Raw genomic sequence first — 24,453 nt, forward strand, 5'->3', positions numbered from 1 at the left:
ATCCTGGGAAGGGCGTTAAATCTAACGCCAAAAAGTGTGAACTTGTGATGTTGCGTGGAGACTATGAGCCCCTCCACGAGGTGTCAAGGGTGTGAGAGATTGAGTCCCCGTAACGAACTCGGCCGTACGCGGCATGACCCTCACGGTACGAGCATCCAGACATCGGCATCTAGGCATGGGAGCGCTATCAGTGAAGTCGCGTCCACGCGCGGCCAGTGGGGCCCACAGGCGCCAGGCCATGGCCGAGCACGTCATGCGCCAGGGCTCGGTCTCCATGACGGAGCTCGCCGAGACCTTCGGGGTCAGCGTGATGACCGTGCACCGCGACCTGGACCTGCTGGAGAGCCAGGGCATGGTGCGCAAGTTCCGTGGCGGGGCCAGCGCGCAGGCGTCCAGCGTGTTCGAGAGCAACATCGCCTACCGCAAGACCGCCCAGACGGCGGAGAAGGAGGCGATCGCCCGGCACGTGGTCGGGCTCATCGAGCCGGGCAGCTCCGTCATGTTCGACGACTCCACGACCGCGCTGGCCGTCGCCCGGCACCTGGCCGAGGTGACCCCGCTGACCGTGGTGACCAACTTCCTGGAGGCGATCCGGCTGCTCGCGCCCGTGCCGGGCATCCGGCTGATGGCGCTCGGCGGCGAGTACTACCCCACCCACGACTCGTTCCTCGGGGTGGCCTGCGTCGACGCGGTCGAGGCGATGAACACCGACACGGTCGTGGTCTCCACCTCGGCCGTGTCCGACCGGCACGCCTTCCACCAGGAGCAGGAGATCGTCCTGGTCAAGCGGGCCATGCTCGCCTCCGGCACGCGCTGCGTCCTCGCGGTGGACCACACCAAGCTCGACCGGGTGGCCCTGCACCGCGTCGCCCCGCTGGAGGCGTTCGACATCATCGTGGTCGACTCGCGCGCCCCGGCCGAGGCGATCCAGCGGCTGCGCGACCGGCACCACCGGGTGGACGTCGCCGAGGTCACCGAGCCGTAGCGCCGGGGGTTCGGCTCACCAGGCGACGGGCAGCGAGGTCAGGCCGTACACGAGGTGGAAGGAGCGGAAGGTGGGGCCCGGCTCGGCCAGGCGCAGCTCCGGAAACCTGCGCAGCAGGGCCGGGAACGCGATCCGCATCTCCATGCGGGCCAGCGGCGCGCCCAGGCAGTGGTGGACGCCGTGGCCGAAGGCCACGTGTCCGGGCGCGCCCCGCGTGATGTCCAGTGTGTCGGGGTCGGACAGCAGGCCCGGGTCGCGGTTGGCGGTCGGCAGGGCGCAGATGACCAGCTCGCCCGCCCGGATGGTCTGCCCGGCGAGCTCGGTGTCCGCGGCGGCGACCTTGCTGGTGCCGGAGTGGACGATGCTGAGCCAGCGCAACAGCTCCTCCACCGCGGCCTCGGCCCGCTCGGGCTCCTCCCGCAGCATCCGGAGCTGGTCGGGGTGGCGCAGCAGCGCCAGCGTGCCGAGCGAGAGCATGTTCGAGGTGGTCTCGTGCCCGGCGAACAGCAGCAGGCTGCCGATGCCGGCCAGCTCGGCCGCCGTCAGCTCGTCGCCGTGCTCGCGCACCAGCATGCCGAGCAACTCCTCGCCGGGGTCGGCCATCACCCGCTCGACCAGCCCGGACATGTAGGCGCGCGACTCCATCTGCAGCTTCACGCGCTGCTCGACGGGGACCGACACGTCGAGCATCCGGCTGGTGCGGTGCTGGAAGCCCTCACGGTCGCCGTAGGGCACGCCCAGCAGCTCGCAGATCACCAGCGACGGGACCGGCAGCGCGAACGTCTGCACCAGGTCGGCCGGCGGGCCGGCCTTCTCCATCGCGTCGAGATGCTCCTCGACGATGCGCGTGACGCGTGGCTCCAGGCGGCGCATCCGGCGCAACGTGAACTCGGGGGTCAGCAGCCGTCGCAGCCGCGTGTGCTCCGGAGGGTCGTGGGCCAGCAGGTTGCCCGCCCGCAGGACGGCCAGCTCCTCGTCGCTGACCGGGGGCGCGCCGGGCAGCCGGGCCAGGCCGATCTGGGCCAGCGGGAAGCGCTCGGCGTCGCCCAGGACCGTGCGGACGTCGGCGTGGCGGGTGACGAGCCACGCCTCCACGCCGAACGGGGTCATGACCCGCCGGACGCCCTCCTCGTCGCGCAGCGCGCCCAGCTCGGGGATGGGATCGAAGCCGTCCCGGCGCATGTGCAGCGGCATCAGCGAGGTGTCCGTCATGTGTCCCCCCGGGTGACCGGCGATCCTGACCGCTCCTGGCCATGACGGTACCAACCCGGCGCCGATGCGCAAGATCCACCGAGCTATTCGATCTTCATCATGCCTTTGACCTGCGATGACCTTGCGGAGCGGGTCCGGGGAGAGGCGTACGCTGAGTTCTGACTGCCGGTGACGACGAGGGGGGACCGGCCATCGGGTCGTGGAGCAGCCATGACATCACGGGGAACTGACCGCTGGAGCGCCGCCGGGCTGCCGGCCGAGTTGACCAGCTTCGTGGGCCGCCGGCGCGACATCGCCGAGGCCAAACGGCTGCTGGCCGGCTCCAGGCTGGTGACGCTCGTCGGCGTCGGCGGGGTCGGCAAGAGCCGGCTCGCCCTGCGCGTCGCCGCAGAGGTGCAGCGGGCCTTCCGCGACGGGGTCTACCTGGTCGAGCTGGCCGCCCTGGAGAGCCCAGGGGTGCTGGCCCAGGCGATGATCGCGAGCCTGCGGATCATGGACCACTCCTCCCGCGAGCCCATGGAGGTCCTCACCGACCACCTGCGCGACCGGCAGACCCTCATCGTGCTGGACAACTGCGAGCACCTGCTGCACGACTGCTCGGTTCTCGCCGCGACGCTCGTGCGCGCGGCGCCCGGCCTGCGCATCCTCGCCACCAGCCGGCAGGCGCTCGGCGCCGCGGGCGAGCAGACCATGGTCGTGCCGGCGCTCCAGGTGCCCAGGACGAACGGCACGCGGCCCGGCGCGGAGCCGGCCGAGCGGTTCGACGCGATGCGGCTGTTCACCGAGCGGGCCCGGGCCGTCGTGCCCGGCTTCGAGATCACCGACGACAACCGCGAGACCGTGGCGCGGATCTGCCGGGGCCTGGACGGGATCCCGCTGGCCATCGAGCTGGCCGCCGTGCGGCTGCGCGTCATCACCGCCGATCAGCTCCTCGCCCGGCTGGAGGACCGCTTCCGGGTCCTCACCACGGGCTCACGGGCGCGCCTGCCGCGCCAGCAGACCCTGCAGGCGCTCATCGACTACAGCCACGCCCTCTGCACCGAGCAGGAACGGCTGCTCTGGGCACGGCTGTCGGCCTTCTCCGGCAGCGTCGACCTGGAGGCGGCGGAGCAGGTCTGCTCCGGTGACGGCATCGCCGCCGACGACGTCGTCGACGTGATCATCGGCCTGGTCGACAAGTCCATCCTGCTGCGCGAGGAGCACGGCCCGATGGTGCGCTTCCGGCTGATGGAGACCATCCGCCAGTACGGCCGCGACCGGCTGCGCGAGTCCGGCGGGGAGGCGGAGCTGCGCCGCCGCCACCGAGCCTGGTACGTGGACCTGGCCACCCGGATGCACCACGAATGGTTCAGCCCCGGCCAGGTGACCTGGTACCAGCGCATGCGCCTGGAGCACGACAACGTCCGCACCGCGCTGGACCACTGCCTGTCCACGCCCGGCGAGGCCCAGCAGGGCATGGCCCTCGCCGCGGCGCTGCGCTTCTACTGGATCGCCGCCGACGCGCCGCACGAGGCGCGCCGCTGGCTCGACGACCTGCTCGCCGCCGACCCCACCCCGATGCCGGCCCGCCTGTGGGCGCTGGGGGTCGACGCGCGCATCGCGGTGCTGCAGAGCGACTTCGCCGTGGCCGCCGACCTGCTGAAGGAGTACCGCGAGCTCGGCCGCGCGCTCGGCGACGACACGGCGGAGGGGGCAGCCGCGTACGTCGAGGGACTGGCCGCGCTCCTCCAGAGCGAGCTGCCCGAGGCGGAACGGCTGCTCGGCGAGGCGCTGGCGTGCGGTCGGGCCATCAGCGACGACATGCTCGTGGCCAACGCGCTCATCTACCTCGGGACCACCCGGTCGCTGCTCGGCCACGCCGCCGAGGCGGTCGAGAGCTTCGAGGAGTGCCTGAGCCTGTGCGAGGCCCGCGAGGAGCGCTGGTTCCGGTCCTACACCCTGTGGACGTACGGGATAGAGGTGTGGAAGCAGGGCGACACCCGGCGCGCCGTCGAGATGGAGCGCGAGGCCATCAGGCTCAAGGAGCCGTTCAAGGACCCTCTCGGCATCGGGCTGTGCGCCGAGGCCCTGGCCTGGATGGCGGCCGGCGAGGGCGACGGGCGGCGGGCCGCGACGCTGCTCGGCGGGCTGGAGGCGATGCGGCGCGGGTTCGGCGGGCCGCTGTTCGGTCACCTGTCGGTGTACCACGAGACGTGCGAGGAGGCGGCACGGGCGGCGATCGGCGACCGCCCGTTCGAGACCGCCTACCGCAAAGGGAAGGCGATGACCTCCGCCGAGGTCATCGCGTACGCGCTGCGCGACCCCGGCGGCGGCGACGAGCGGCGCAGCGAATCTTCGCCGCTGACCAAGCGGGAGATGGAGATCGCCCGCCTCGTCGCGCGCGGCATGAGCAACAAGGCCATCGCCGCCTCGCTGGTCATCGCCCAGCGCACCGCCGAGGGGCACGTCGAGAACATCCTCAGCAAGCTCGGCTTCAGCTCCCGCGTGCAGATCGCGGCCTGGGTCGGCCGGCAGGAACGTCCCGCCGGCGGTCCGGGACCTGGAGGTGCGCCGTGAGACCGATGGCGGACGGGCCGGGACCTGGAGGTGCCCCGTGAGACCGATTGCGGACGGCGAGGAGGCCCGGCCGGACCCCGTCAAGGAGGCGTCGAGCTTCGTCGGCCGCAGGAGCGAGCTGGCCGCGGCGCGCAAGGTCCTGTCCCGGGGCCGGCTGCTGACACTGACCGGCACGGGCGGGGTGGGCAAGACCCGCCTGGCCCTGCGCGTCGCCGACGGCCTGCGCGGCGCGTACAAGGACGGCGTCCACGTGATCGAGCTGGGCCTGCTGGAGACCGGCGGCCTGCTGGTGCCGACCGTCGCGGCCGAGCTGGGGCTGCGCGACGAGGGGCCCGACGCCGTGGCGCTGCTCGTCGACTACCTGTCGGACAAGCGCATGCTGCTCGTCCTCGACAACTGCGAGCACCTGCTGCAGGACTGCGGCAGCCTGGTGGACCGGATCCTGCGTGGCGCGCCCCGCGTCCGGATCCTGGTCACCAGCCGGCAGACCCTCGGCGTGTACGGCGAGCAGGTGCTCGCCGTACCGTCGCTGGCCGTGCCCGACCCCGGCCGCACGCCTCGGGAGATCGCCCGCCACGACTCGGTGCGGCTGTTCGCCGACCGCGCGGCGAGCGCGTGGCCGGGCTTCGAGGTCGACGCCCGGAACGCGGCGTCCGTGGCGCGGCTCGCCCAGCGCCTCGAAGGCATCCCGCTGGCCATCGAGCTGGCCGCCGTGCGGCTGCGCACGCTGCGGCTCGACGGTCTGATGCGCGAGCTCGACCACTTCCTGGAGATCCCCGCCCCGGGCCGCGCCGCGACGCTCCCGCGCCACCGCACGCTGCACGCGACCATGGACTGGAGCTACCAGCTGTGCTCGCCGGGGGAGCAGCGGCTGTGGGCCCGGCTGTCGCTGTTCCCGGGAGGCGTGGACCTGGACACCGCCGAGGCGGTCTGCGGGGGCGACGGCATCCCGCCCGCCGAGGTGTTCGACCTGATCGCGGGCCTGGTGGACAAGTCCGTCCTGGTCAGCGAGCGCTGCGACGACGGGATGCGGTACCGGATGCTGGAGTGCATCCGCTCGTACGGCGCCGAACAGCTCCAGCCGGACGAGAACCGGACCATGCGCCGCCGCTACGCCGGCCACTACCGCGACCTGGTCTGCGGTCACCGCGTCGACGAGCTCGTCCCCGAGCAGCTCGACCGCTACCGGCTGCTCCAGTGTGAGCAGCCCAACGTGCGCGCCGCCCTGGAGATCTCCCTGAGCGAGCCCGGCATGGGGGCCATCGCGCTGGAGACGGCCGGGACGATGTGGTCGTTCAGCCTGCCCTCGGGCTCACTGACCGAGGGCCGCTACTGGCTGGAGCGCAGCCTGGAACTCTCCCCGGAGCCCTGCGTCGCCCGCGCCACGGCGCTGTGGGTGGACAGCATGCTCGCCCTGCGGCAGGGCGACGTGGCCTCGGCCATGCCCCGGCTGGCGGAGAGCCACGCGTTCGCGGTGAGCACCGGCGACGAGCGCCTCCTGCCGTACGTCGTCCGCATCTCGGGGATCGCCGCGTACGTGGCCGGCGACGCGCACCGGGGGCTGGAGCTGCTGGAAGAGTCGATCGCCCTGCACCGGGCCGTGGACGACGTGGCCGGCGTGGCGCTGGACCTGTACTTCGCGGCCACCTACGGCTCCGTCCACGCCCCGGAACGGGCCGCCGCGCTGGGGGAGGAACTGCTTGCGCTGTGCGAGGCGCGGCACGCCGCCCTGTCCCGCGGCTACGCCCAGCTCTCGCTCGGCATCGCCGCCTGGAGTCTGGGCGACCGCGATCGGGCGGAGGCGCTGGTGCGCGAGGCCGCCACGTTCACCGCGCAGATCAACGACCGCTGGTGCCTCACCCAGTGCCTGGAGGTGCTGGCGTGGATCGCCTGCGCGGGCGGGCAACACGCGCGGGCGGCCTGGGTGCTCGGGGCGGCGCACGCGCTGTGGCAGGCGGTGGACTCCTCGCCGACCCGGCTGTGGTACCACGCGACGTGGCACGAGCGGTGCGTGGACCAGTCGCGGCGGCAGCTCGGCGACCGGGACTTCACCACAGCCTTCCGCGACGGGGCCCGGCACGGCCTCGACCGCGCCTTCCTCCGCACGATCGGCTCCGGCGCCTGCCGCTGACGTCCGGCCGGTGCGAGCCGGCCCTGCGCCGCCGTAAGGGACCGGCCACCTCCTGCCTGAACCGGGCGGCGGGACGGCGCGTACCTCCCCACGTCCGACGCGTGCCCATGGAGGTGTCGTGGAGCTCAGCCTTTTACGTGCTCAGGCGCACAGCCCTTCGTACTTCTCACTGCTGCGCGGCTCCTCGGGCCAGCGCCCACCGGTCGACTTCTGCATCCCCTGCAACCCGTACTTCCCGACCACCGAGATCTTCGAGTACCTCGGCCGGAACCTGGAGACGATCCTCAAGTACTACCCGAGCGACGCGGACACGATCACGGCCGAACTCTGCTCGACCATGGGGTTCAACCCGAAGACGGTGGCGATGGGCAACGGCTCCACCGAACTGATCACCTGGATCGACCACCTGCTGGTGCGCGAGAGCCTGGCGATCCCGATCCCGACGTTCGGCCGCTGGACCGACCAGCCGCTGGAGACCGGCAAGCGGGTGGACATGTATCCGCTGCTGGAGAGCCGCAACTTCACCCTCGACGTGAACGACTACGTCTCGTTCATCCGCACCCGCGGCTCGCGGGTCGCCGTGATCTGCAACCCCAACAACCCCGACGGCGGCTACCTGCCCAAACACGAGGTGCTGCGCCTCCTGGACCAGCTCATCGACCTCGACCTCGTCATCGTGGACGAGTCGTTCGGCGACTTCGTGGACGCCGAGCCGTACCCGGGCGTGGCGGGGGAGGCGGCGGTGCGGCCGAACGTCATCGTGCTGCGCAGCCTGGGCAAGAACTTCGGCCTGCACGGCATCCGGTTCGGCTACATGGTGGCCAACCCGGCGCTGGCCGGCAAGGTGCGCGACGCGCTGCCCAAGTGGAACCTCAACTCCTTCGCCGAGGTCATCGTGTTCCTGCTCAAGGAGTGCATGACGGAGTACCGGGAGAGCCTGCGGCGGCTCAACAACGACCGGCGGGCGATGTACCAGCAGCTCAGCACCATGCCTGAGCTGTCGGTCTACTCCTCGCAGGGCAACTTCCTGCTGGTCAAGCTGCCACCCGGCTACGACGGGGTGCCGCTGCGCGACCACCTGCTCGCCGAGCACGGCGTGTACGTCCGCGAGTGCGGCAACAAGCTGGGGACGACCAGCCAGTTCCTGCGACTGGTGGTACGGCCGCAGGAGGACGTGCGGCGGCTGCTCATCGGGATGACGCAGTTCCTGTTAGGCCCTTTTAGGCACCTCCTTGGCCAGGAACGTGGGGCGGAGATGGGGCGAAGCCGGTCTGCTCATGCCACAACGGGCGCCACGACTGCGACGCACGCGAAGGCCGTCCGGCGGGCCGACCATCGCGCTTACCAGGTGGGCCGCGTTCGACCCAACCCCGCCCTCGGGGCCATGACCAGGAAGCACCCTGCGAGGGACGTCCGGCCTGCGGCCGGATGTCCCTCTTGGTGTGACAGGCCAAGGTCAGTGGGGATCGCTCCAGATCGTGTACCACGGGCCCCACAGGCGCAATGTGTCGCCCGGCCTTCTGTCAGGGCTCCATTTGTACGCGCGGTGGCTGTCGCTGAGGTCGAAGACGACCACGTCGCCTTCCCGGTAGACCGAATCGAACGTGAGGGAGCCGATCGTCCGGCGACTGAGCAACTCGTCCTTCCCCAACGCGCGGGCGACGGCCTCCATCTGGGGAGCCGAGTCGGCGAACCGATCGTCGCGGGTCGTGAGCCAGAAGAGCCCCACGAGGAGGAGCGCGCCGGCCAGGAGCGCCGCTGCCCAGCGTAAGACCGGGCCGCCGGTGGTCGTTCGCCTCATGCAAGCATCTTCACAGCTGTCTTCGAATGTCGAGGGGCTCCGCCCCTCGAGCACCACGGGCCCCGCTTGGCCGTCTTGAATGGCCCACTGCCGTCCCGGCGGCAAGCCCCTCCGGAGGGTTTGGTCGTTCGTGGTTCATGTGATGGAAGCTCGGCCGAGGGCTGAAGGGCGTTGCAGAAAGTCGTGAGTGGGCAGGTCAGGGCTGCACAACGGCCAGGGTGAGGGATCCGATGGCAAGGGCCAGGAAGCCTCCCGGAAAGGCGATGTTGTGGAAGACGCGGGCCCGGGCATGGGCCACGACGGCGCCGGTGAAGAACAGCACGAGCCCGGCAGCGGCGGCGAGGCCGACGAGCCGCGCGCCCAGGAGCCCCAGCAAGAGCCCGGCCGCGCCTGCGGCTTTCAGCCATCCGAGCAGGGGGATCCAAGACGGAGACACGCCCACCTCTGCCGAGTTGGCCAGGACGAATCTCGCCCCGGCGAAGTCTGCGAGGGCGGTCCCCGCAGTGGCCGCGATCATGACGACCGTGACTGTCACGTAAGCAGCGAACATTCCGGTTGCCCCTCGTTCAGGCGAGCATGAGGTAGTCGCCGAGAACGTCGAAAGCCTGGGGCGTGGGGGACGATCCCACCGCCCACTTGGCCACGGTCGCCTGGAGGTGGCGCGCTTCGGCGATGCCGGGCAGCGGATTCTCCATGCCATCGGCAAGCTCCAGCAACGCGACGAACTCAGTGCTGCCGGCCCTGCGAAGGTATGCGTACCGGATGCCCTCCGGCCGCTGTGCGTCCACGGCGGCGAAGGCCTTCTCGACCGCCTCGGCGACCTCGGCGACGCCCTCGTCAACCACCTGGTACGAGATCATGAAGACAGGCATGGGCAACTCCTGGAACAGCGTGAGACATCGGCGAGTCCGTTGCTCGCTCACGGCATCAAGCCTCTGCGAGGGCCCAGCATGGCGTCCAATACCTGCTTCTATAACCTGGCGGCATGGATGTCGATACGCGGCTCTTGCGGTACTTTGCCGCCGTAGCGGAGGAAGGGAACCTGACCCGCGCCGCGCAACGGCTGTTCGTATCGCAACCCGCGCTCACCAAACAGATCAAACAACTCGAAGACCTACTGAGTGTGCGACTCTTCACCCGGTCGCGGGCCGGTATGGCTCTCACCGAGCCGGGCCAGATCCTCGCCGAGAAGGTACCCGCCTTGTTGGAGGGCTGGGACCGGATCCTGGGGGAGACCAAGAAGGCGGCCGGTCAGGCGGAGCGCGTGTTGCGGATCGGTTACCTGGGCAGCGCCGCCAACGAGGCCACCCAGCACATCATCGCGGAGTTCGCGCGGCTCCGGCCGGACTGGCGAGCGGACATGCGGCAGGCTACGTGGTCCAACCCGACTGCTGGACTCGCCTCAGGAGACGTCGATGTCGCCCTCGTGCGGCTTCCTTTCCCTGGGCAGGACTCCCTACGGGTGGAAGTGCTGTTCGCCGAGCCCCGCTGGGTCGCAATGCCCACGGCCCACCCGTTGGCCTCGCGCGAGGCGATCTCCTTCCCTGACCTCTGGGACGAGCCGTTCGTGGCGGCCCCCGCCGAGACTGGACGCTGGAGGGACTTCTGGGTGGCCGCTGACGAACGTGACGGCCGTCCAGTGCGCATCGGCGCCGTCGTCGAGCAGCCTGATGACTGGCTCAGCGCGATCGCCAACGGCTACGGCATCGCTCTGGCTCCCGAATCGGCTGCCCGCTTCTACAGCCGCCCCGGCGTCACCTACCGGCCCGTCACCGGCGTCAGCCCCAGCCGGATAGGCGTGGCCTGGGCGCCCGCCGAGGACGCCGATCCCGTCATCGAAGACTTCATCCGCTGCTGCCTGAGCACTCGGCCGCCTCATCCCAGCGAAACCAATCCTCACGAGGATGAACAGGGAGCGGCGGGCATTGCGCCGCCTGATCGTCGGCTCCCCGAAAACCAGTCGTGATCTCTGAAGCACGGCCTCCTGGTGTATGGGCCGCGAGCGTTGATCGGCCGGCGGGAGATTCACGAGGCGATGCTTGCCCATGGTCGCGGGGATACCCATGCCCATAGTCGAAGAATCGTTGGAGGTTCGCCACCGCGGCGGGTCGTCAGTTTGGAACGGGATCCGGCGTCGTCAGGCGTTGTAGCCCAGCATCAGGGCAGCGATCACCGGGCCCATGTACAGCAGGGGATAGACGACGGTCGAGTACGAGCGTGCCCGGAGCACGGTGACGACGGCTCCGGCGAAGTACAGCACCAGGCCGATCCCGGCCAGGACGCCGACGACCGGTACGAACAGGCCGGCCAGCAGACCCGCGGCCCCCGCGGCCTTGGCTGCGCCGAGCCAGGTCCACCACGAGCTGGGGACGCCGTAGTCCATCAGCGGCTTGACGACCCACTCGGCGCGGCGAAGGAGGGAGAAGGCGGAGAAGCCCACCCAGAGGGCGGCCAGGACGGTGACGATGGTGGCGGTGGCGGACATGGGGACGCTCCCTGGGCTGGTGCTTTCTTGTGGCACCCATCCTGCGAGCCCCGGTTGATAGCTTCGCGATGCGTTCACGATGCGGCCGGTACGGCGGTCAGGCGTTGCGGGACGCGGTGACCGCCATCGTCGTGTAAGGCATGGTGAAGCCGCCTCCGGCCGCGTCGACCGCGGCTCCGACGGCCTCCAGCACCTCGGCCAGCTTGTCCGGGGGGAGCCGGGTGAGTCCGCCGGTGGTGGGCAGCAGGTCGAGCCATTCGTCGCGGGTGTAGTGCCGTTCCCAGTCGAATCGCCACTGCTCCGGCTCGCCGAACGCGGTGGCGTGCCGGATGCCGTCGGTGAACGTGGCGAACATCCGCCGGTAGATCTCGTGGGACGGGCCGGTGGTGAACGGCGAGTCGGGCACCACCCGGCGCAGTGCGGCGGCGAATGCCTCCGCGATCGGGGCCGGAGGGTCGTAGGCGTGGGCGAACACCGCCAGCAGGCCGCCGGGACGCAGCACCTGAGCCGCCTTGGCCGCGCCCGCGAGCGGGTCCACCCAGTGCCAGGACTGCCCGGCGACGACGGCGTCGAACGTGCGCCCGGCGGCGTCCCAGTCCTCGAACGTCGCCACCTCGACCTCGACCCCGGTCTGGCGGGCGTACTCGGCCATCCGCGCGTCGGGCTCGATCCCCAGCACCTGGCAGCCGGCCGCCAGGAACTGTCGGGCTTCGATGCCGGTGCCGCAGCCGACGTCGGCGATGTCGGGGCCGGGGCTGGCGGCGATGATCCGCTGTACCAGGGCGTCGGGGTAGTCGGGCCGGGCCCGGTCGTAGCGTTCGGCGTCGACCCCGAACGATTCGGCCATCTGCCTGGCCTTGTGGGGGGCGTTCTCCGAAGGGCGGGGCTGCTCCCGCGGCATAGTGGGCATGCGCCCACCATAGTGGGCGCATGCCCACTCGGCAACCGGATAGCGTTCCGCGTAGAGCGAAGGTCCGACGGACGGGGAGAACGGGCGATGCCGACTGGAGTGGCCCTCCGAGACGTGCGGCAGCAGTTGTTCGAGGCCGCCGAGCGCGTCCTGTTCCGGGACGGGGCGAACGGGCTGACCAGCCGGGCCGTCACGGAGGAGGCGGGCGTCGCCAAGGGCGTTCTGCACCGGCACTTCGCGGACTTCGACGACTTCCTGGTCGAGTTGGTGCAGGACCGCATCGCCCGGCTCGACGGCCCGGCCGCCGACCTGCGCGGCTCGGCCGGGACCGGCGCCGTCGCCGGCCACCTCACCGCGGCGCTGATCCGTCTGTTCGACCCGGTCACCGTGGCGGTCGTGAGTCTCATCATCTTCCGGGACGAACTGCGCGCCCGGTTGCGCCAGGCCCAGCCCGTGCCCGGCGTCCCGGTGCTGACGCAGGCCGCGGGCGTGATCAGCACGTACCTGCGGGACGAGTGCGAGATGGGGCGCATCGCCGCGGACGCCGACGTGGACGCCCTCGCGCTCTCCCTGATCGGGAGCGCGCACCTGCTGTTCGCCGACCGGGAGCAGGATCCGCCGGCCCCGGAGACGGTGGGAAAGGTCGTGAACGCGGTCATCGCCGACGTCGTGCAGAGACGCCTGCTGTGACCTCCCCCGACTTCCTCGCGGATCTGGCCCGCTCCTCGGCGTGAGGAGCGGGCCAGGAGGTGGCCGGGGGTCGGTGTCCTTCGCGGGCCTCGAAGGGGCGAGGCGACAGCGCCTCACCCGTTCCTGCGGGAACTGCGGGAACTGCGGAACTGCGGGAGCCGCGGAAGTAGGCGCGGACCGACGGCAGCAGGAGCAGGACGATGACCGCCGGCGAGGCCAGGGGCGTGAAGACCATGCGGGCGTCGGTGACGGCGAGCAGCCGGCCCGGGTAGACGCCCTGGGGCGCGTCCAGCACGGCCCGCGCAGCGTCAGCATCCGGCCGGATCGCCTGCCCTGCAGGTTGAGCCATCCGAGGAGAGCCGCGATGACGGCGGTGCTGACCGGCAGCACCAGGGCGTAGCCGCCCTCGTCGAAGTGGAGGCCCTTCTCCGCCGGCATCGAGGGGGACAGGCCCTGTCTGACCAGTTCGGCCTGCGCCGCGGCCTGGACGGCGACCCCGTGGACGAGGCCGGCGACCGGTGCGACATGGTGCTGCGCGCTGACACGGCGCTCTCACGGCGCTGAGAGCCGCGGGAGTCACCTCACGGCCTCACGCCTCCGGGGAACCCGGTCCAGCGCAGGTCGGGCGGGAGGTGGCTCATGTCGTTGAACATCACGATCGTGGGCGGCAGGCCGTCGCGGTACTCGATGACCGTCAGCGCGGTGTTGGCGCTGTTCAGCCCGAGCCACCGGGCCGGCGGCGCGTCCAGCGCGTGCCGCACCAGCCACGCGATCGGGTACGCGTGCGTCACCAGGACCTCGTGTGCGTCGGGCCGGGTCCCGTCCCAGGCCGGGTCGGGGACCTTCGCGAACCGGGCGACCAGCGCCTCGGCGAGCTTCTGGCCCGAGGCTGCTTCGGTGTCGTCGTAGCCGTCGAAGAAGCCGGCCCAGGACCGGGGCGTCTCGGCCGCGCTGGGGACGTAGGGCACGTGGTCGACGAGTTCGGCGGCCTCGGTCACGGGCACGTCCGGCAGATGCCGGGCGAGTTCGTGCGCGCTCGCGCCGGCGCGCGGCAGCGGGGAGTGCCACACGGCGTCGACCGGTACGCCGGCGAGCCGTTCGCCCAGCAGGGCCGCCTGCCGGTGCCCGATGTCGGTGAGCCGTCCGAACGCGTCGGCCGCGCCGTGGCGTGCCAGGTAAAGGTGTCGCGTTGCCATGAGTGGTCAGGGGCGCGGTGTCCGTTCGGACCCGCTTCCCATCTCCTTCGTTCCGTAGGTGACGGTCTTTCCGTAGGTGACGGTGCCGGTGGTGCCGGTCACCGTGACGGTGCCGGTGGTGCCGTCGACGGTGATGACGGTGTCGTCGTGGAGCCTGCTCGTCGCGTCCGGGATGCCGAGGACGGCGGGGATGGCGTGCTCGCGAGCGACGATCGCGGCGTGGGAGAGCACGCCTCCGGTCTCGGTGACGACGCCGGCGGCGATGCGCAGCAGCGGCGTCCAGGCGGGGTCGGTGAAGGGGCAGACGAGGATGTCGCCCGGGCGGACGCGCGCGAAGTCGCGGGGACCGCGGACGATCCTCGCGGTGCCGGTCACGCTCCCGCGGCTGCCGGGCGTTCCGGTGAGTGCGGCGGCCGGGGTGTGCGAGGCGCTGGAAGGCGGTGGCGGCGGTGGCGGTGGCGGCGGTGGGGGTGCGGCGGTGACCGGCCGTGCCTGCAGAACCCAGGTGCGGCCGTCGGCGATCGCCCACTCGATGTCCTGCGGTCCACCGAAAACGGCGGCGATCTCCTTGCCCAGCCCGGCGAGCCGGTGGGCGGTCGCGTCGTCGATCGCCGGCTGGTCCCGGGCATGGGTGGGCACGTCGCGGACGACGAGCCGCGTGCCGTGCCGGTCAAGGCGGGTCCGTTTGTCCGCGACGGTGCGGGTGACCGACCCGTCCTCCGCGACGCGGTAGGCGTCAGGGGTGACCGTGCCCCCGACGACGCTGGGGCCGAGGCCCCAGGACGCCTCGATCTCGGTCGCGCCGTCCGGGTCCGCGGGGGTGAACATGACCCCGGACACCTCGGCATCCAGATGGCGCTGGACGATGACGGCCATCGCGAGGTCATCGGACGGCCGGTCGAAGGCGTCCCGGTAGTCGATGGCGCGCGCGGAGAACAGCGAGGCCCAGCAGGCACGTACGGCGTCGGCGACCTCGCCGGCTCCGTGCACGGCGAGAAAGCTCTCGTGCTGACCGGCCGCCGACGCCTGGCCGGTGTCCTCGCCCGCTGCCGACGATCTCACCGCCACGGGCGGATCGCCGAGCTCGGCGAGTGCGCGTCCCAGCGCGTCGGCCATGGTGGCGTCGAGGGGGCGGGCCCCGATCACTTGCCGTGCCGTGTCGAGGTCGTCCGGCTCGCCGGCTGACCGCCCGAGGTCCAGGTCGCGGACGGCGGCGCGGTAAGCGGCGAACGTGACGACGAAGCCGTCGGGAACCGGCAGGCCCGCGCGGAGCAGCGCGCCGAGCGCGCCGGCCTTGCCCCCGCAGGTGTCGGCGACAGCCTCGCTCAAGGGTACGATCACCCACTCCAACCTTTCAATATTTTGTTGACAACTTTTTGTTGAGTGTGCATCATGAGGTGCATGTCACGCAAGCACGAGATCGCTCACACCGAGCACGCCGATCACATCCAGGCCCGGCGTGAGCAGGACGCGCGTGAGCGTCTGATGAGCCTGGGCGCGGACGCGCTCGACGCCCGCCCGTGGCGCCCCTCGCCCGCCCCGCCGTCGGCGGTCGACCTCGTGCAGTTCGCCGTCTGGCGCCACGCCGACCTGGACCCGGAGGACATCCTGAACGCGCTGGCTCTCCTGCCCGCCGCCCGCGCCGAGGTCGAAGGACTCGAATCCGCCCTGCTGTTCATGGCCCGTAGCGCGGGACTGACCTGGGCGCAGATGGCGACCGCGTTGGGGTTCAAGTCCCCTCAGGCGTGCCAGCAGCACTTCACCCGCCTGGCGGCGCGGCAGGACGCCGACTCGTGACGCGCGACTCTCCCTCAGACCTCCTGGTCATGCACGCCGTGCGCCTCACCGGGTTCGCGGACACCCCGGTGATCGCTCGCCGGTACGGGCTCGACGCGGCCGAGACGAAAGAGATGCTGCTCGACGCCGAGGCGCGTGGGTGGGTCGAGCACACCGCCTTCGCCGGCGACGGAGGCTGGTCGTTGACCGAAAGGGGCCGAGCCGAGAACGAGCGCCTCCTCGCGGACGAACTCGCCCGCGTCGGTGGCGCCGACGAGGTCCGTGACGTCTACCGCGACTTCCTCCCGCTGAACGCCCTCCTGCTGCGGGCCTGCACCGACTGGCAACTCCGGCCCACCGCCGGCGATCGGCTCGCCGTCAACGACCACTCCGACCCCGCATGGGACGCCAGAGTCCTCGACGAGCTCGCCGGCATCGACCGCGCGCTCCTGCCGCTCGCGGACCGGCTGGGAGACGTCCTCACGCGGTTCCGCGGATACGACACGCGATTCGCCGCTGCCCTGGCGCGCGCCCGGGCCGGGGAGGGCGGCTGGGTCGACCGCACCGACGTCGACTCCTGCCATCGCGTCTGGTTCGAGCTCCACGAAGACCTCATCGCCACGCTCGGCCTCGACCGGCACGCGGAGCCGTGACCCCACGCCTCCGCCGCCCCGCCGACGTCGGCCGGACTCGCGAAAAGGGGTGGAGCTCCGGCTGGTGGTCGTCTAGCTTGGGCGCTCACACCCCTACGTGAGGACTTCGCGCGCATGACGCCGCCTGCTCTTCAGACCTGACATCTTCCCTGCGCACCGGTCGCCGACGACGCCGTCGGCTCTGTTTTCCATGCCTTCCGTCAGGTCTTCAGAGAGATCATGTCTTCACATCCTCATATCGTGCTGCCCTGGGTGGTGCGGCGCACCCGCCTGCCCCTCGTCACCCTCACCTGCGTGGCCTGCCAGGCCGACCGCGCCACCACCGGCGACGGCAAGTTCCGCGTCAACGGCAACGGCAGACTTCTCGGCGTCTGGCTCCTGGTCAACTGCATCGCCTGTGGCCGGAGCAGCAGGCTGGTCGTCCACGAGCGCGTCCCCGTCCGCTCGCTGCCGGCCGACCTGCTGGCCGGTTACTCGGCCAACTCGCCTTCCCTCGTCGTGGACACCCTTCTCGACCCGTTGATCGCCCGGCGCAACCGGTTCGCGCTCGATTGGGACGGGCGCTGGGAACTCCACGCACCTCCCGTCCCCGAGCACCCGGGGCCCTTCCAGGTCACGGTCACTTTCGACGATCCCGTGCCCGTCCGCCCCGAACGGCTCATCGCTCATGCACTGGGCATCAGCCGTAACGAGATCGCCCGCAGAGTCAAGAGCGACATCCCGCTGAACCGCAGGACGACATCGGACTTCGCCTTCGTCCTGCTGCGGTCGGTCCCGTAGGCCCAGGTGCTCTGTGCCAAGGCGGAAGACGGCTCTGCCGTGTTCTGCCTTGGCCGGGTCCCGGCTCGGGCGTGGTCCGGACTCGCGTCCTCACCGCATCCGCCTCACTCGAGGAAACCGGCGCTGTGAGCTGGGCGATCATTTTGGGTCTTGACGGCTCTTTTGATATCGCAAACACTCAGGGCGCCGTGCTCCGCCGCGTTGATCACGTGAATCACAGAAAGATCGCCTATCCGCCACCCAGAAATGTTAGCGCTAACCAAGCAAGCGCTAGGTAACATCCAGGAGTCCCGCATGACTCGCCCACGCACCACGATCCTCGGCGCGTTGGCCGCGTTGGGGCTGGTCGTCGCGTCCGCGGCACCCGCCCCCGCGGCCGCTCCCATCACCACCGCCCTCTACACAGCGGACCCGGCCGCCCTGGTGGCCGGCGACACCATGTACCTCTACACCGGTCACGACGAGGCCCCCGCCGGCGGCACCGACTTCGTCATGCGCGACTGGCACGTCTTCACGTCCGGGGACGCGACCACCTGGACCGACCAGGGCGCCAAGCTGAAAATTTCAGACTTCCCGTGGGCCGGCGCCGACGCGTGGGCCGGCGAGGTCGAGCCGAAGAACGGCAAGTACTACTGGTACGTCCCCGTCAACGGCAACGGCGCGGGCTGGATGGACATCGGCGTGGCCGTCGGCGACAGCCCGCTCGGCCCGTTCCGCGACGCCAAGGGCGGCCCGCTGATCAGCGACAGCACCCCCAACTCCTCGCCGCTCAACATCGACCCGACCGTCTTCACCGACGACGACGGCCAGTCATACATCTACTGGGGCTCCTACTACGGTCTGCGCGCCGCCAAGCTCAAGCCGGACATGATCAACCTGGACGGCTCCGTCATCACCCCGCAGGGCGTCTCGAACTTCTGGGAGGCCCCCTGGATGTTCAAGCGCAACGGCGTCTACTACCTGGCCTACTCGGCCAACGACTCCGGCTGCGCCGCCTCCGGCTACGCCTGCATCCGCTACGCCACCGCGAGCAACCCGCTCGGCCCGTGGACCCACCGCGGCGTGGTGCTCGACCAGGTCACCTCGACCACCAACCACCCGGCGATCATCGAGTTCAAGGGCCAGTGGTACATGGTCTACCACAACGCGAGCAGCCCCGGCGGCGGCAACTTCCGGCGCTCGGTGACGCTCGACAAGCTCTACTGGAACGCCGACGGCACCATGCAGAAGGTCGTCCAGACGACCGGCCCGGGCGGGGGTCCCGGCGGGCCGCCGGCCGGCACCAACCTGGCCCTGACCGCGACGGCGTCCACCTCGTACGTCTCGCCGTGGGAGACGCTCGCCGCCGTCAACGACGGGTACGTGCCCACCGGCTCGGCCGACCACAGCCACGGCGCCTACGGCAACTGGAACCACCAGGGCACCGAGTGGCTGGAGTACCGCTGGAACAGCGCCCAGCCGATCAGCCGGGTCGCGACCTACTGGTTCGACGACGACCTCGGCATCGACCTGCCCGCCTCCTGCAAGGTGCAGTACTGGAACGGCAGCGCGTACGTGGACGTGCCGGGCCAGTCGGCCTGCGGGACGGCCGCGAACACCTACAACGTCACGACGTTCCCCGCGGTCTCGACGACGCGGCTGCGGCTGAGCATCACCTCGAAGTCCGGCTACTCGACCGGCGTCCTCGAATGGATGGCCCTGTGATGAGAAAGGTCGTACGGCGGGCCGTGGCCGCCCTGCTGCTGATCGCCGGGATGGTCGTCGCCGGGGCCCCGGCCGACGCCGCGCAGACCATCGGGTACCCCACGTTCGGCGGCCCGGCGATCACGGCGGCGCCCGGCTCGTACACGACCGGCAACATGATGCAGGCCATCTACGACGCGGAGAGCTCCGGCACCGACTTCTGGATGGACCGGCTGCTCGCCCGGCCGGGCAACGACCCGGCCGGCACCTGGCTGATGTCGCGCGGGCGCGCCGTGTTCATGAAGACCCACACGCCGGGCACGCTCGGCTTCGCGGGCCAGGTGGCGTACTGGGAGAGCATCAGCGACAACAACGCCTACACCGTCGCCATCACGCCCGGCACCTTCACCGAGCAGGTCAACTCCCGCCGGCAGGCGCCGAGCCACTGGAAGAGCGTCCACACCAGCGGCTCGATCACGGTCAACCAGACGAAGTTCATCACCGAGAACAACGTCGCCGTGACCAACCTGTCCATCACCAACAACGGGTCGAGCTCGGCCACGCTGCAGCTCCGCGCCACCTCGCCGTACGCCGCCTCGGGCAGCGGCAGCGAGCTGACCGGGCAGGTCAACGCCAAGAACAACCTCACCACGATCTATCCGAAGCTCACCGGCGACGGGTTCACGGTCTCCAGCGGCGGGCTCAACCGGTCGGTGACCGTCGCCGCGGGCGCCACCGTGACCGCCAAGGTCGTCATGGGCTTCGTCACCAACGAGATCCCCGAGTCGCGCACCGAGTACGACGCGTACGCCGGGTACTCGGGCGCCACGGCCTTCGCCACGCACGTGCGGGCCTACAACCGGTGGTGGGCGCAGAACGTGCCCTACATCGACGTTCCCGAGCCGGGCATCAAGAAGAACATCTACTACCGCTGGTGGCTGATGCGCTTCAACCACCTCGACGCCGACATCCCCGGGCAGACGTTCCAGTTCCCCACCTCGACGGAGGGCGTGCTGGGCTACAACAACGCGATCGTGCTGACCCAGCCGATGCACATCGACGACCTCAAGTACCTGCGCGACCCGAAGTACGCCTACGGCGACTGGCTCAGCGTCGGACAGGTGTCGAAGAACGGCCGTTTCGTCGACAACCCGGGCGACCCGGAGAACTGGTCCAACAGCTACACCCAGTACATCGCCGAGGCGGCCTGGCGCAGCTACCAGATCCACGGCGGCCAGCCGGCCATCGCGGCCAACCTGGCCCGCTACGCCGAGGGCGACGTCAAGGGGCAGCTCGCCTACTACGACCACGACAACAACAAGCTCATCGAGTACGACTGGGGCGCCCTGACCGGCAACGACGCCGACGCCGTCTCCTTCCACTGGAAGAGCGGCGACATGGACCGCGCCGAGTCGGCCTACCAGTACAGCGGCGCGCTGGCCGCCGCCCAGGCGTACGAGGCGGTCGGCAACACCGCCAAGGCCACCGAGATGCGCACCCTGGCCACGCAGATCCAGAACGCCATCGTCAACGTGCTGTGGAACCCGAACCGGCAGCTCTTCGAGCACCGGCTGAAGTCCACCAACGAGTGGGTGCCGTGGAAGGAGATCAACAACTACTACCCGTTCGCCGTCGGCGCGATCCCGAACACCGCCACCTACAAGCAGGCGCTGCGCCTCTTCGACGATCCGGCCCAGTATCCGATCTTCCCCTTCTACACCGCCAACCAGGCCGACAAGGCGGCCTCGGGCACCGGCAGCAACAACTTCTCCACGATCAACTCCACCGTGCAGTTCCGCCTGCTCTCCTCGGTGCTGCGGAACTACCCCAACTCGTGGATCGACGCGACCTGGTACAAGAAGCTGCTCTACTGGAACGCCTGGGCGCAGTACGTCAACGGCAACACCCAGTGGCCCGACGCCAACGAGTTCTGGGCCGACTGGAACGGTTCGTCGATCACCTACCGGTCGTGGATCCACCACAACATCCTCGGCAGCGGCAACTGGACCGTGATCGAGGACGTGGCGGGGCTCCGGCCGCGCAACGACGCCAAGGTGGAGCTGTCGCCGATCAACATCGGCTGGTCCCACTTCACCGTCAACAACCTGCGCTACCGCAACGCCGACCTGACCATCGTCTGGGACGACCCGTCCGACGGCGTCGTGCGCTACCCGGGCGTGCCGGAGGGCTACTCGATCTACGTCAACGGCACCCGGGCCGCGACCGTCGGCTCGCTGGTGCCCTTCACCTGGGACCCGGCCACCGGTGACGTGACCACGAGCGGCACGGTCACCCACCACGTGGCCGTCTCGGGGCTCCAGGCGCCGACGCAGGTGACGCACACCGGCGCCCGCATGGTGGACATGCTGGCCAAGGCGGGCGTGGACCTGACGGCCGACCTGACCAACCTGGCCACCGGCTCCACCGCGAGCGCCTCGTACACCGGCTCGGGCAGCACGGTCGCGGGCGCCAAGGACGGCTACCCGGTCAACGAGCCGTTCTGGGGCGCGGGCGGCTCGCCCAACAGCCAGGACTGGTACGAGCTGAACTTCGGCGCGGCCCGCACCTTCAACGAGGTGCGCCTGTACTTCAAGGACAGCCGTCCGGCCGGCTCCACCTACCGGGCGCCGTCGGCGTACGACATCCAGTACCACAACGGCAGCGCGTGGGTCAGCGTGCCGGGCCAGGCCAAGAGCCCGGCGGCGCCGCGGGCCAACTACAACGTGGTGACGTTCGGCGCGGTCAACGCCCAGCGGATGCGGGTGCTGGCCACCAACGCCTCCGGCGCCAGGACGGGCCTGACCGAGATCAAGGTGTTCAACCGGGGCGGCACCCAGGAGCCGCCGGCGGGCAACCTGGCCGCCTCGGCGACGCCGACCGCCTCGTACACCTCGTCCTGGGAGAGCGTCAACGCGATCAACGACGGCATCGACCCGCCGTCCTCCAACGACACCGTCAACCCGCGCTGGGGCTGCTGGCCGAAGACCGGGCAGCAGTGGGTGGACCTGACGTGGTCGTCGGCGCAGAACCTGAACCGGGCGCAGGTGTACTTCTTCGACGACGACGAGGGCATCGACATGCCGGCGTCGTGGAAGCTGCAGTACTGGAACGGCAGCGCGTACGCGGACGTGCCCGGCGCGAGCGCGTACACGCTGACGAAGAACGCCTACAACACGGTGACGTTCACGGCCACGAGCACCACCCGGCTCCGGGTGCTGCTCACCGGCAACGGATCGAACTCCGTCGGCCTGCTCGAGGTCAAGGCGTTCGGACCATGATCACTTGATGTCCCCCTGCCCGGCACGGGCCGCCCCGCACGGAGGCGCGTGCCGGGCGTCCGCACATCCGGCGACACCCAACCCCACCCTGGAGGCGCGATGAAACGCCTGGCCCTCTTGCCGCTTCTACTGGTAAGCGCTTTCCTGCTACCGGTGCGGGCGGCGTACGCGGAGACGAACCTCGCCACGTCCGCCACCCCGAGCGCGTCCTACACCTCGTCCTGGGAGAGCGTGGCCGCGCTCAACGACGGCATCGACCCGCCCCGCTCCAACGACACCGTCAACCGCCGCTGGGGCACCTGGCCCGACACCGGCGCCCAGTGGGCGGAGCTGACCTGGGGCGGTGCGCAGACCCTGCGGGCCGCCGAGATCTACTTCTTCGACGACGGCGGCGGCGTGCGCGTCCCCGCCTCCTGGAAGCTCCAGTACTGGAACGGCGGCGCGTACGCCGACGTCCCGAACGCCAGCGGCTACCCGGTCCGCGTGGACGCCTACAACAAGGTGACCTTCGGCCAGGTCAGCACCACCCGGCTGCGCGTGGCGCTGCAGAGCGGCCAGGCGTCGGTCGGCCTGCTGGAGGTCAAGGCGTACGCCGACGACCCGTCGGGCGGCGGCGGCACCCCCGGCACCTGGAACCCGCCGGCCAGCCTGGTCACGCCGCTCAACGAGGTCTGGCAGCACGTCGAGAGCACGTACCCCAACCTGTACGGCTTCCGAAACTACGGCTGGGACCAGGTCATGGCCAACCGCGGCTCCATCAACTACTGCGTCCGCTGGGACACCACGGCCACGGTGACGGCCGCCCAGCGCGACCAGATCCACGCCGCCCTGGCCCGCCAGTTCAAGAAGTGGATGGACGTGATGGCCGGGCACAACGGCTGGCCGTACAGCACGGTGCCGGTGAAGGTCGTCGGCTGGGCCGTGCGCGACCGGGCGCAGCTCCAGTGGAGCGACAACTCGGTCGACATCTACGTCAACGACATCCGCGAGAACGCCCCCCAGTGCGCCGAGCCGTGCGGCCGCTTCTTCAACCAGAGCGGGAACTACCCCAACTGCCCGGGCGGCGCGTCGCACCACTACGACATGTCGCTCTGGCTCACCGCCGGCTTCGGCGGCGGCGCGGGCGGCGACTGGGGCCAGCGCATCGGCAGCGAGTACTTCATGGGCAACCTCAACGCCGACAACATCCACATCCTGTTGCACGAGATGGGGCACTCGTTCGGCCTTGACGACTTCTACGACTGGACTCCCACGGGGCAGTGCTGCTTCATCATGAAGGCGGGCAGCGCCACCTCGATCACCGAGTTCGACGCGTGGATGTTCCGTGACTGGTGGCGGCACCTGAAGAGCCGCTACGGCCTCTGACGATCCCTTCGCCCCGCCCGCGCCCCGGTGCGGTAGGGGGTCAGGGGAGCCAGCTGACCTTGCCGTGGAGCAGCGCGTACCCCACGAAGGCCACCGTGTCGATCAGCGTGTGCGCCACGACCAGCGGCATCGCCCGGCCCCACCGCTGGTAGAGCCGGCCGAACACCAGCCCCATCACCACGTTGCCGACGAACCCGCCGAACCCCTGGTACAGGTGGTACGAGCCGCGCAGCAGCGACGAGACCACCACGGCCCGCCAGGGGCTCCAGCCCGCCTGGTCCAAGCGGTGCAGCAGGTATCCGGCGACGAGCACCTCCTCCAGCACGCCGTTCTGCGCCGCGGCGAGCACCAGCACCGGCACCCGCCACCACTCGTCGGGCAGCGCCCCGGCCACCACCTGGAGGTTGACCCCCGTGGCGTACACGGCCAGGTAGAACGCGAGCCCCGTGCCGCCGATCACGGCCGCGAGGGCGGCGCCCCGGCCGAGGTCGCGGCCCGGCTCCCGCCCGTCCACGCCGATCGTGCGCAGCGACTCGCCGGAGCGGATCAGCAGGTAGGCGACGAGCGCGACGGGCGCCACCGTGATGGCGATGTTCACGAGCTGGAGCGTCAGGTCCAGCCAGGGGCGGCCGGGCGCGAGCGTGGGGGTGAGCACGGCGTGCTGGCTCTTCAGGCCGCTCGGCGCCGTGAGCGCGCCCACCAGCCGGACGAGCGCCACCAGGCCGCTGGCGCCGAGCGACACGGAGAACACCACGAGGAGCTCGGCTCCGATGAGCCGCCGGGACAGCACGGGAACGCCGGTGGGGGCGGGCTGCGTGTGCATAGGCCGCAGGGTAACCCCCGGTTCGTCGGACCCGGATAAGAGGCCCCGGAGTGGCGCCGATCGCAGAGACTCGGGCATATTGTCCTTTATAGGCATTTTCGGGTAGAGAACTCACCCTGAGAGTGAGGC

General features: G+C 70.6%; 22 protein-coding genes. 13 read left to right on the top strand and 9 right to left on the bottom strand.

Annotated features, from left to right (window positions below):
• The first annotated feature begins 238 nt into the window (after positions 1-238).
• Positions 239-985, top strand: coding sequence for a DeoR/GlpR family DNA-binding transcription regulator (locus AB0H81_RS14710; RefSeq protein WP_358374143.1), 747 nt, complete (start codon positions 239-241; stop codon positions 983-985).
• A 15-nt stretch (positions 986-1,000) separates the two neighbouring features.
• Here AB0H81_RS14710 and AB0H81_RS14715 read toward each other — a convergent pair whose 3' ends face one another.
• Entirely contained in the window at positions 1,001-2,197 is a 1,197-nt protein-coding gene (locus AB0H81_RS14715; RefSeq protein ID WP_358374146.1) for a cytochrome P450, read from the bottom strand.
• Positions 2,198-2,407: 210 nt separating this feature from the next.
• On the opposite strand from AB0H81_RS14715, the gene AB0H81_RS14720 reads away from it, so the two are divergent.
• The 3 genes from AB0H81_RS14720 (at position 2,408) to AB0H81_RS14730 (ending at position 8,655) form a co-directional block, all read left to right on the top strand.
• A complete protein-coding gene (locus AB0H81_RS14720; protein ID WP_358374147.1) occupies positions 2,408-4,753 on the top strand; it encodes a LuxR C-terminal-related transcriptional regulator in 2,346 nt (781 codons plus the stop codon).
• Between the two features lie 37 nt (positions 4,754-4,790).
• The gene (locus AB0H81_RS14725; protein ID WP_358374149.1) at positions 4,791-6,884 is read left to right on the top strand and encodes an NB-ARC domain-containing protein; all 2,094 of its coding nucleotides are present in this window, start codon (positions 4,791-4,793) and stop codon (positions 6,882-6,884) included.
• 118 nt (positions 6,885-7,002) lie between these two features.
• Entirely contained in the window at positions 7,003-8,655 is a 1,653-nt protein-coding gene (locus AB0H81_RS14730; protein ID WP_358374151.1) for a histidinol-phosphate transaminase, read from the top strand.
• Between the two features lie 226 nt (positions 8,656-8,881).
• Here the strand turns inward: AB0H81_RS14730 and AB0H81_RS14735 are convergent, their stop codons facing one another.
• Entirely contained in the window at positions 8,882-9,235 is a 354-nt protein-coding gene (locus tag AB0H81_RS14735) for a DoxX family protein (protein ID WP_358374154.1), read from the bottom strand.
• Positions 9,236-9,251: 16 nt separating this feature from the next.
• Positions 9,252-9,557 carry a hypothetical protein gene (locus AB0H81_RS14740; protein ID WP_358374157.1) on the bottom strand — a complete coding sequence of 102 codons (306 nt, stop codon included), beginning with the start codon at positions 9,555-9,557 and terminating at the stop codon, positions 9,252-9,254.
• A 113-nt stretch (positions 9,558-9,670) separates the two neighbouring features.
• Here AB0H81_RS14740 and AB0H81_RS14745 point away from each other — a divergent pair, with 113 nt between their 5' ends.
• The gene (locus AB0H81_RS14745; protein ID WP_358374160.1) at positions 9,671-10,651 is read left to right on the top strand and encodes a LysR family transcriptional regulator; all 981 of its coding nucleotides are present in this window, start codon (positions 9,671-9,673) and stop codon (positions 10,649-10,651) included.
• A 171-nt stretch (positions 10,652-10,822) separates the two neighbouring features.
• Here the strand turns inward: AB0H81_RS14745 and AB0H81_RS14750 are convergent, their stop codons facing one another.
• Positions 10,823-11,170 carry a DoxX family protein gene (locus tag AB0H81_RS14750; RefSeq protein ID WP_358374162.1) on the bottom strand — a complete coding sequence of 116 codons (348 nt, stop codon included), beginning with the start codon at positions 11,168-11,170 and terminating at the stop codon, positions 10,823-10,825.
• A gap of 97 nt (positions 11,171-11,267) precedes the next feature.
• The gene (locus AB0H81_RS14755) at positions 11,268-12,080 is read right to left on the bottom strand and encodes a class I SAM-dependent methyltransferase (protein WP_358374165.1); all 813 of its coding nucleotides are present in this window, start codon (positions 12,078-12,080) and stop codon (positions 11,268-11,270) included.
• Positions 12,081-12,167: 87 nt separating this feature from the next.
• Between AB0H81_RS14755 and AB0H81_RS14760 the strand changes: the two genes are divergently transcribed.
• Positions 12,168-12,770 (top strand): TetR/AcrR family transcriptional regulator, encoded by a 603-nt coding sequence (locus AB0H81_RS14760; RefSeq protein WP_358374168.1) that lies wholly within the window; start codon positions 12,168-12,170, stop codon positions 12,768-12,770.
• Here AB0H81_RS14760 and AB0H81_RS14765 read toward each other — a convergent pair.
• Complete coding sequence (locus AB0H81_RS14765; protein WP_358374170.1) at positions 12,736-13,065, bottom strand: hypothetical protein; 330 nt, start codon at positions 13,063-13,065, stop codon at positions 12,736-12,738. The genes AB0H81_RS14760 and AB0H81_RS14765 overlap by 35 nt on opposite strands.
• Before the next feature lie 119 nt (positions 13,066-13,184).
• Here AB0H81_RS14765 and AB0H81_RS14770 point away from each other — a divergent pair, with 119 nt between their 5' ends.
• Positions 13,185-13,334, top strand: a complete 150-nt coding sequence (locus AB0H81_RS14770; RefSeq protein ID WP_358374172.1) for a hypothetical protein — start codon at positions 13,185-13,187, stop codon at positions 13,332-13,334.
• A gap of 17 nt (positions 13,335-13,351) precedes the next feature.
• Here the strand turns inward: AB0H81_RS14770 and AB0H81_RS14775 are convergent, their stop codons facing one another.
• Complete coding sequence (locus AB0H81_RS14775; RefSeq protein ID WP_358374174.1) at positions 13,352-13,966, bottom strand: histidine phosphatase family protein; 615 nt, start codon at positions 13,964-13,966, stop codon at positions 13,352-13,354.
• Positions 13,967-13,972: 6 nt separating this feature from the next.
• On the bottom strand, positions 13,973-15,307 hold the full coding sequence (locus tag AB0H81_RS14780; RefSeq protein WP_358374176.1) for a PEP/pyruvate-binding domain-containing protein: 1,335 nt from the start codon (positions 15,305-15,307) through the stop codon (positions 13,973-13,975).
• Between the two features lie 60 nt (positions 15,308-15,367).
• Here AB0H81_RS14780 and AB0H81_RS14785 point away from each other — a divergent pair, with 60 nt between their 5' ends.
• From AB0H81_RS14785 to AB0H81_RS14810, 6 genes are all read left to right on the top strand, one after another.
• A complete protein-coding gene (locus AB0H81_RS14785; RefSeq protein ID WP_358374178.1) occupies positions 15,368-15,763 on the top strand; it encodes a DNA-binding protein in 396 nt (131 codons plus the stop codon).
• Positions 15,760-16,395, top strand: coding sequence for a transcriptional regulator (locus tag AB0H81_RS14790; protein WP_358374180.1), 636 nt, complete (start codon positions 15,760-15,762; stop codon positions 16,393-16,395). The genes AB0H81_RS14785 and AB0H81_RS14790 overlap by 4 nt, the downstream gene beginning before the upstream one ends.
• A 240-nt stretch (positions 16,396-16,635) precedes the next feature.
• A complete protein-coding gene (locus AB0H81_RS14795) occupies positions 16,636-17,175 on the top strand; it encodes a DUF1062 domain-containing protein (RefSeq protein WP_358374183.1) in 540 nt (179 codons plus the stop codon).
• Positions 17,176-17,469: 294 nt separating this feature from the next.
• A complete protein-coding gene (locus AB0H81_RS14800) occupies positions 17,470-18,879 on the top strand; it encodes a glycoside hydrolase family 43 protein (protein WP_358374185.1) in 1,410 nt (469 codons plus the stop codon).
• Entirely contained in the window at positions 18,879-22,136 is a 3,258-nt protein-coding gene (locus tag AB0H81_RS14805; protein WP_358374231.1) for a discoidin domain-containing protein, read from the top strand. The genes AB0H81_RS14800 and AB0H81_RS14805 overlap by 1 nt, the downstream gene beginning before the upstream one ends.
• Before the next feature lie 153 nt (positions 22,137-22,289).
• A complete protein-coding gene (locus tag AB0H81_RS14810; RefSeq protein WP_358374188.1) occupies positions 22,290-23,501 on the top strand; it encodes a hypothetical protein in 1,212 nt (403 codons plus the stop codon).
• A gap of 40 nt (positions 23,502-23,541) precedes the next feature.
• Here the strand turns inward: AB0H81_RS14810 and AB0H81_RS14815 are convergent, their stop codons facing one another.
• The gene (locus tag AB0H81_RS14815) at positions 23,542-24,324 is read right to left on the bottom strand and encodes a CPBP family intramembrane glutamic endopeptidase (RefSeq protein ID WP_358374190.1); all 783 of its coding nucleotides are present in this window, start codon (positions 24,322-24,324) and stop codon (positions 23,542-23,544) included.
• Positions 24,325-24,453: the final 129 nt, after the last annotated feature.

Source organism: Nonomuraea sp. NPDC050691, assembly GCF_040654455.1.
Lineage (GTDB): Bacteria > Actinomycetota > Actinomycetes > Streptosporangiales > Streptosporangiaceae > Nonomuraea.

Bases quoted from the DNA above. Each gene is read 5' to 3' on its own strand.
- AB0H81_RS14710 (WP_358374143.1), top strand. From the start codon at position 239: ATGGCCGAGCACGTCATGCGCCAGGGCTCGGTCTCCATGACGGAGCTC.
- AB0H81_RS14715 (WP_358374146.1), bottom strand. From the start codon at position 2,197: ATGACGGACACCTCGCTGATGCCGCTGCACATGCGCCGGGACGGCTTC.
- AB0H81_RS14720 (WP_358374147.1), top strand. From the start codon at position 2,408: ATGACATCACGGGGAACTGACCGCTGGAGCGCCGCCGGGCTGCCGGCC.
- AB0H81_RS14735 (WP_358374154.1), bottom strand. From the start codon at position 9,235: ATGTTCGCTGCTTACGTGACAGTCACGGTCGTCATGATCGCGGCCACT.
- AB0H81_RS14740 (WP_358374157.1), bottom strand. From the start codon at position 9,557: ATGCCTGTCTTCATGATCTCGTACCAGGTGGTTGACGAGGGCGTCGCC.
- AB0H81_RS14745 (WP_358374160.1), top strand. From the start codon at position 9,671: ATGGATGTCGATACGCGGCTCTTGCGGTACTTTGCCGCCGTAGCGGAG.
- AB0H81_RS14750 (WP_358374162.1), bottom strand. From the start codon at position 11,170: ATGTCCGCCACCGCCACCATCGTCACCGTCCTGGCCGCCCTCTGGGTG.
- AB0H81_RS14755 (WP_358374165.1), bottom strand. From the start codon at position 12,080: ATGCCCACTATGCCGCGGGAGCAGCCCCGCCCTTCGGAGAACGCCCCC.
- AB0H81_RS14760 (WP_358374168.1), top strand. From the start codon at position 12,168: ATGCCGACTGGAGTGGCCCTCCGAGACGTGCGGCAGCAGTTGTTCGAG.
- AB0H81_RS14775 (WP_358374174.1), bottom strand. From the start codon at position 13,966: ATGGCAACGCGACACCTTTACCTGGCACGCCACGGCGCGGCCGACGCG.
- AB0H81_RS14785 (WP_358374178.1), top strand. From the start codon at position 15,368: ATGTCACGCAAGCACGAGATCGCTCACACCGAGCACGCCGATCACATC.
- AB0H81_RS14800 (WP_358374185.1), top strand. From the start codon at position 17,470: ATGACTCGCCCACGCACCACGATCCTCGGCGCGTTGGCCGCGTTGGGG.
- AB0H81_RS14805 (WP_358374231.1), top strand. From the start codon at position 18,879: ATGAGAAAGGTCGTACGGCGGGCCGTGGCCGCCCTGCTGCTGATCGCC.
- AB0H81_RS14815 (WP_358374190.1), bottom strand. From the start codon at position 24,324: ATGCACACGCAGCCCGCCCCCACCGGCGTTCCCGTGCTGTCCCGGCGG.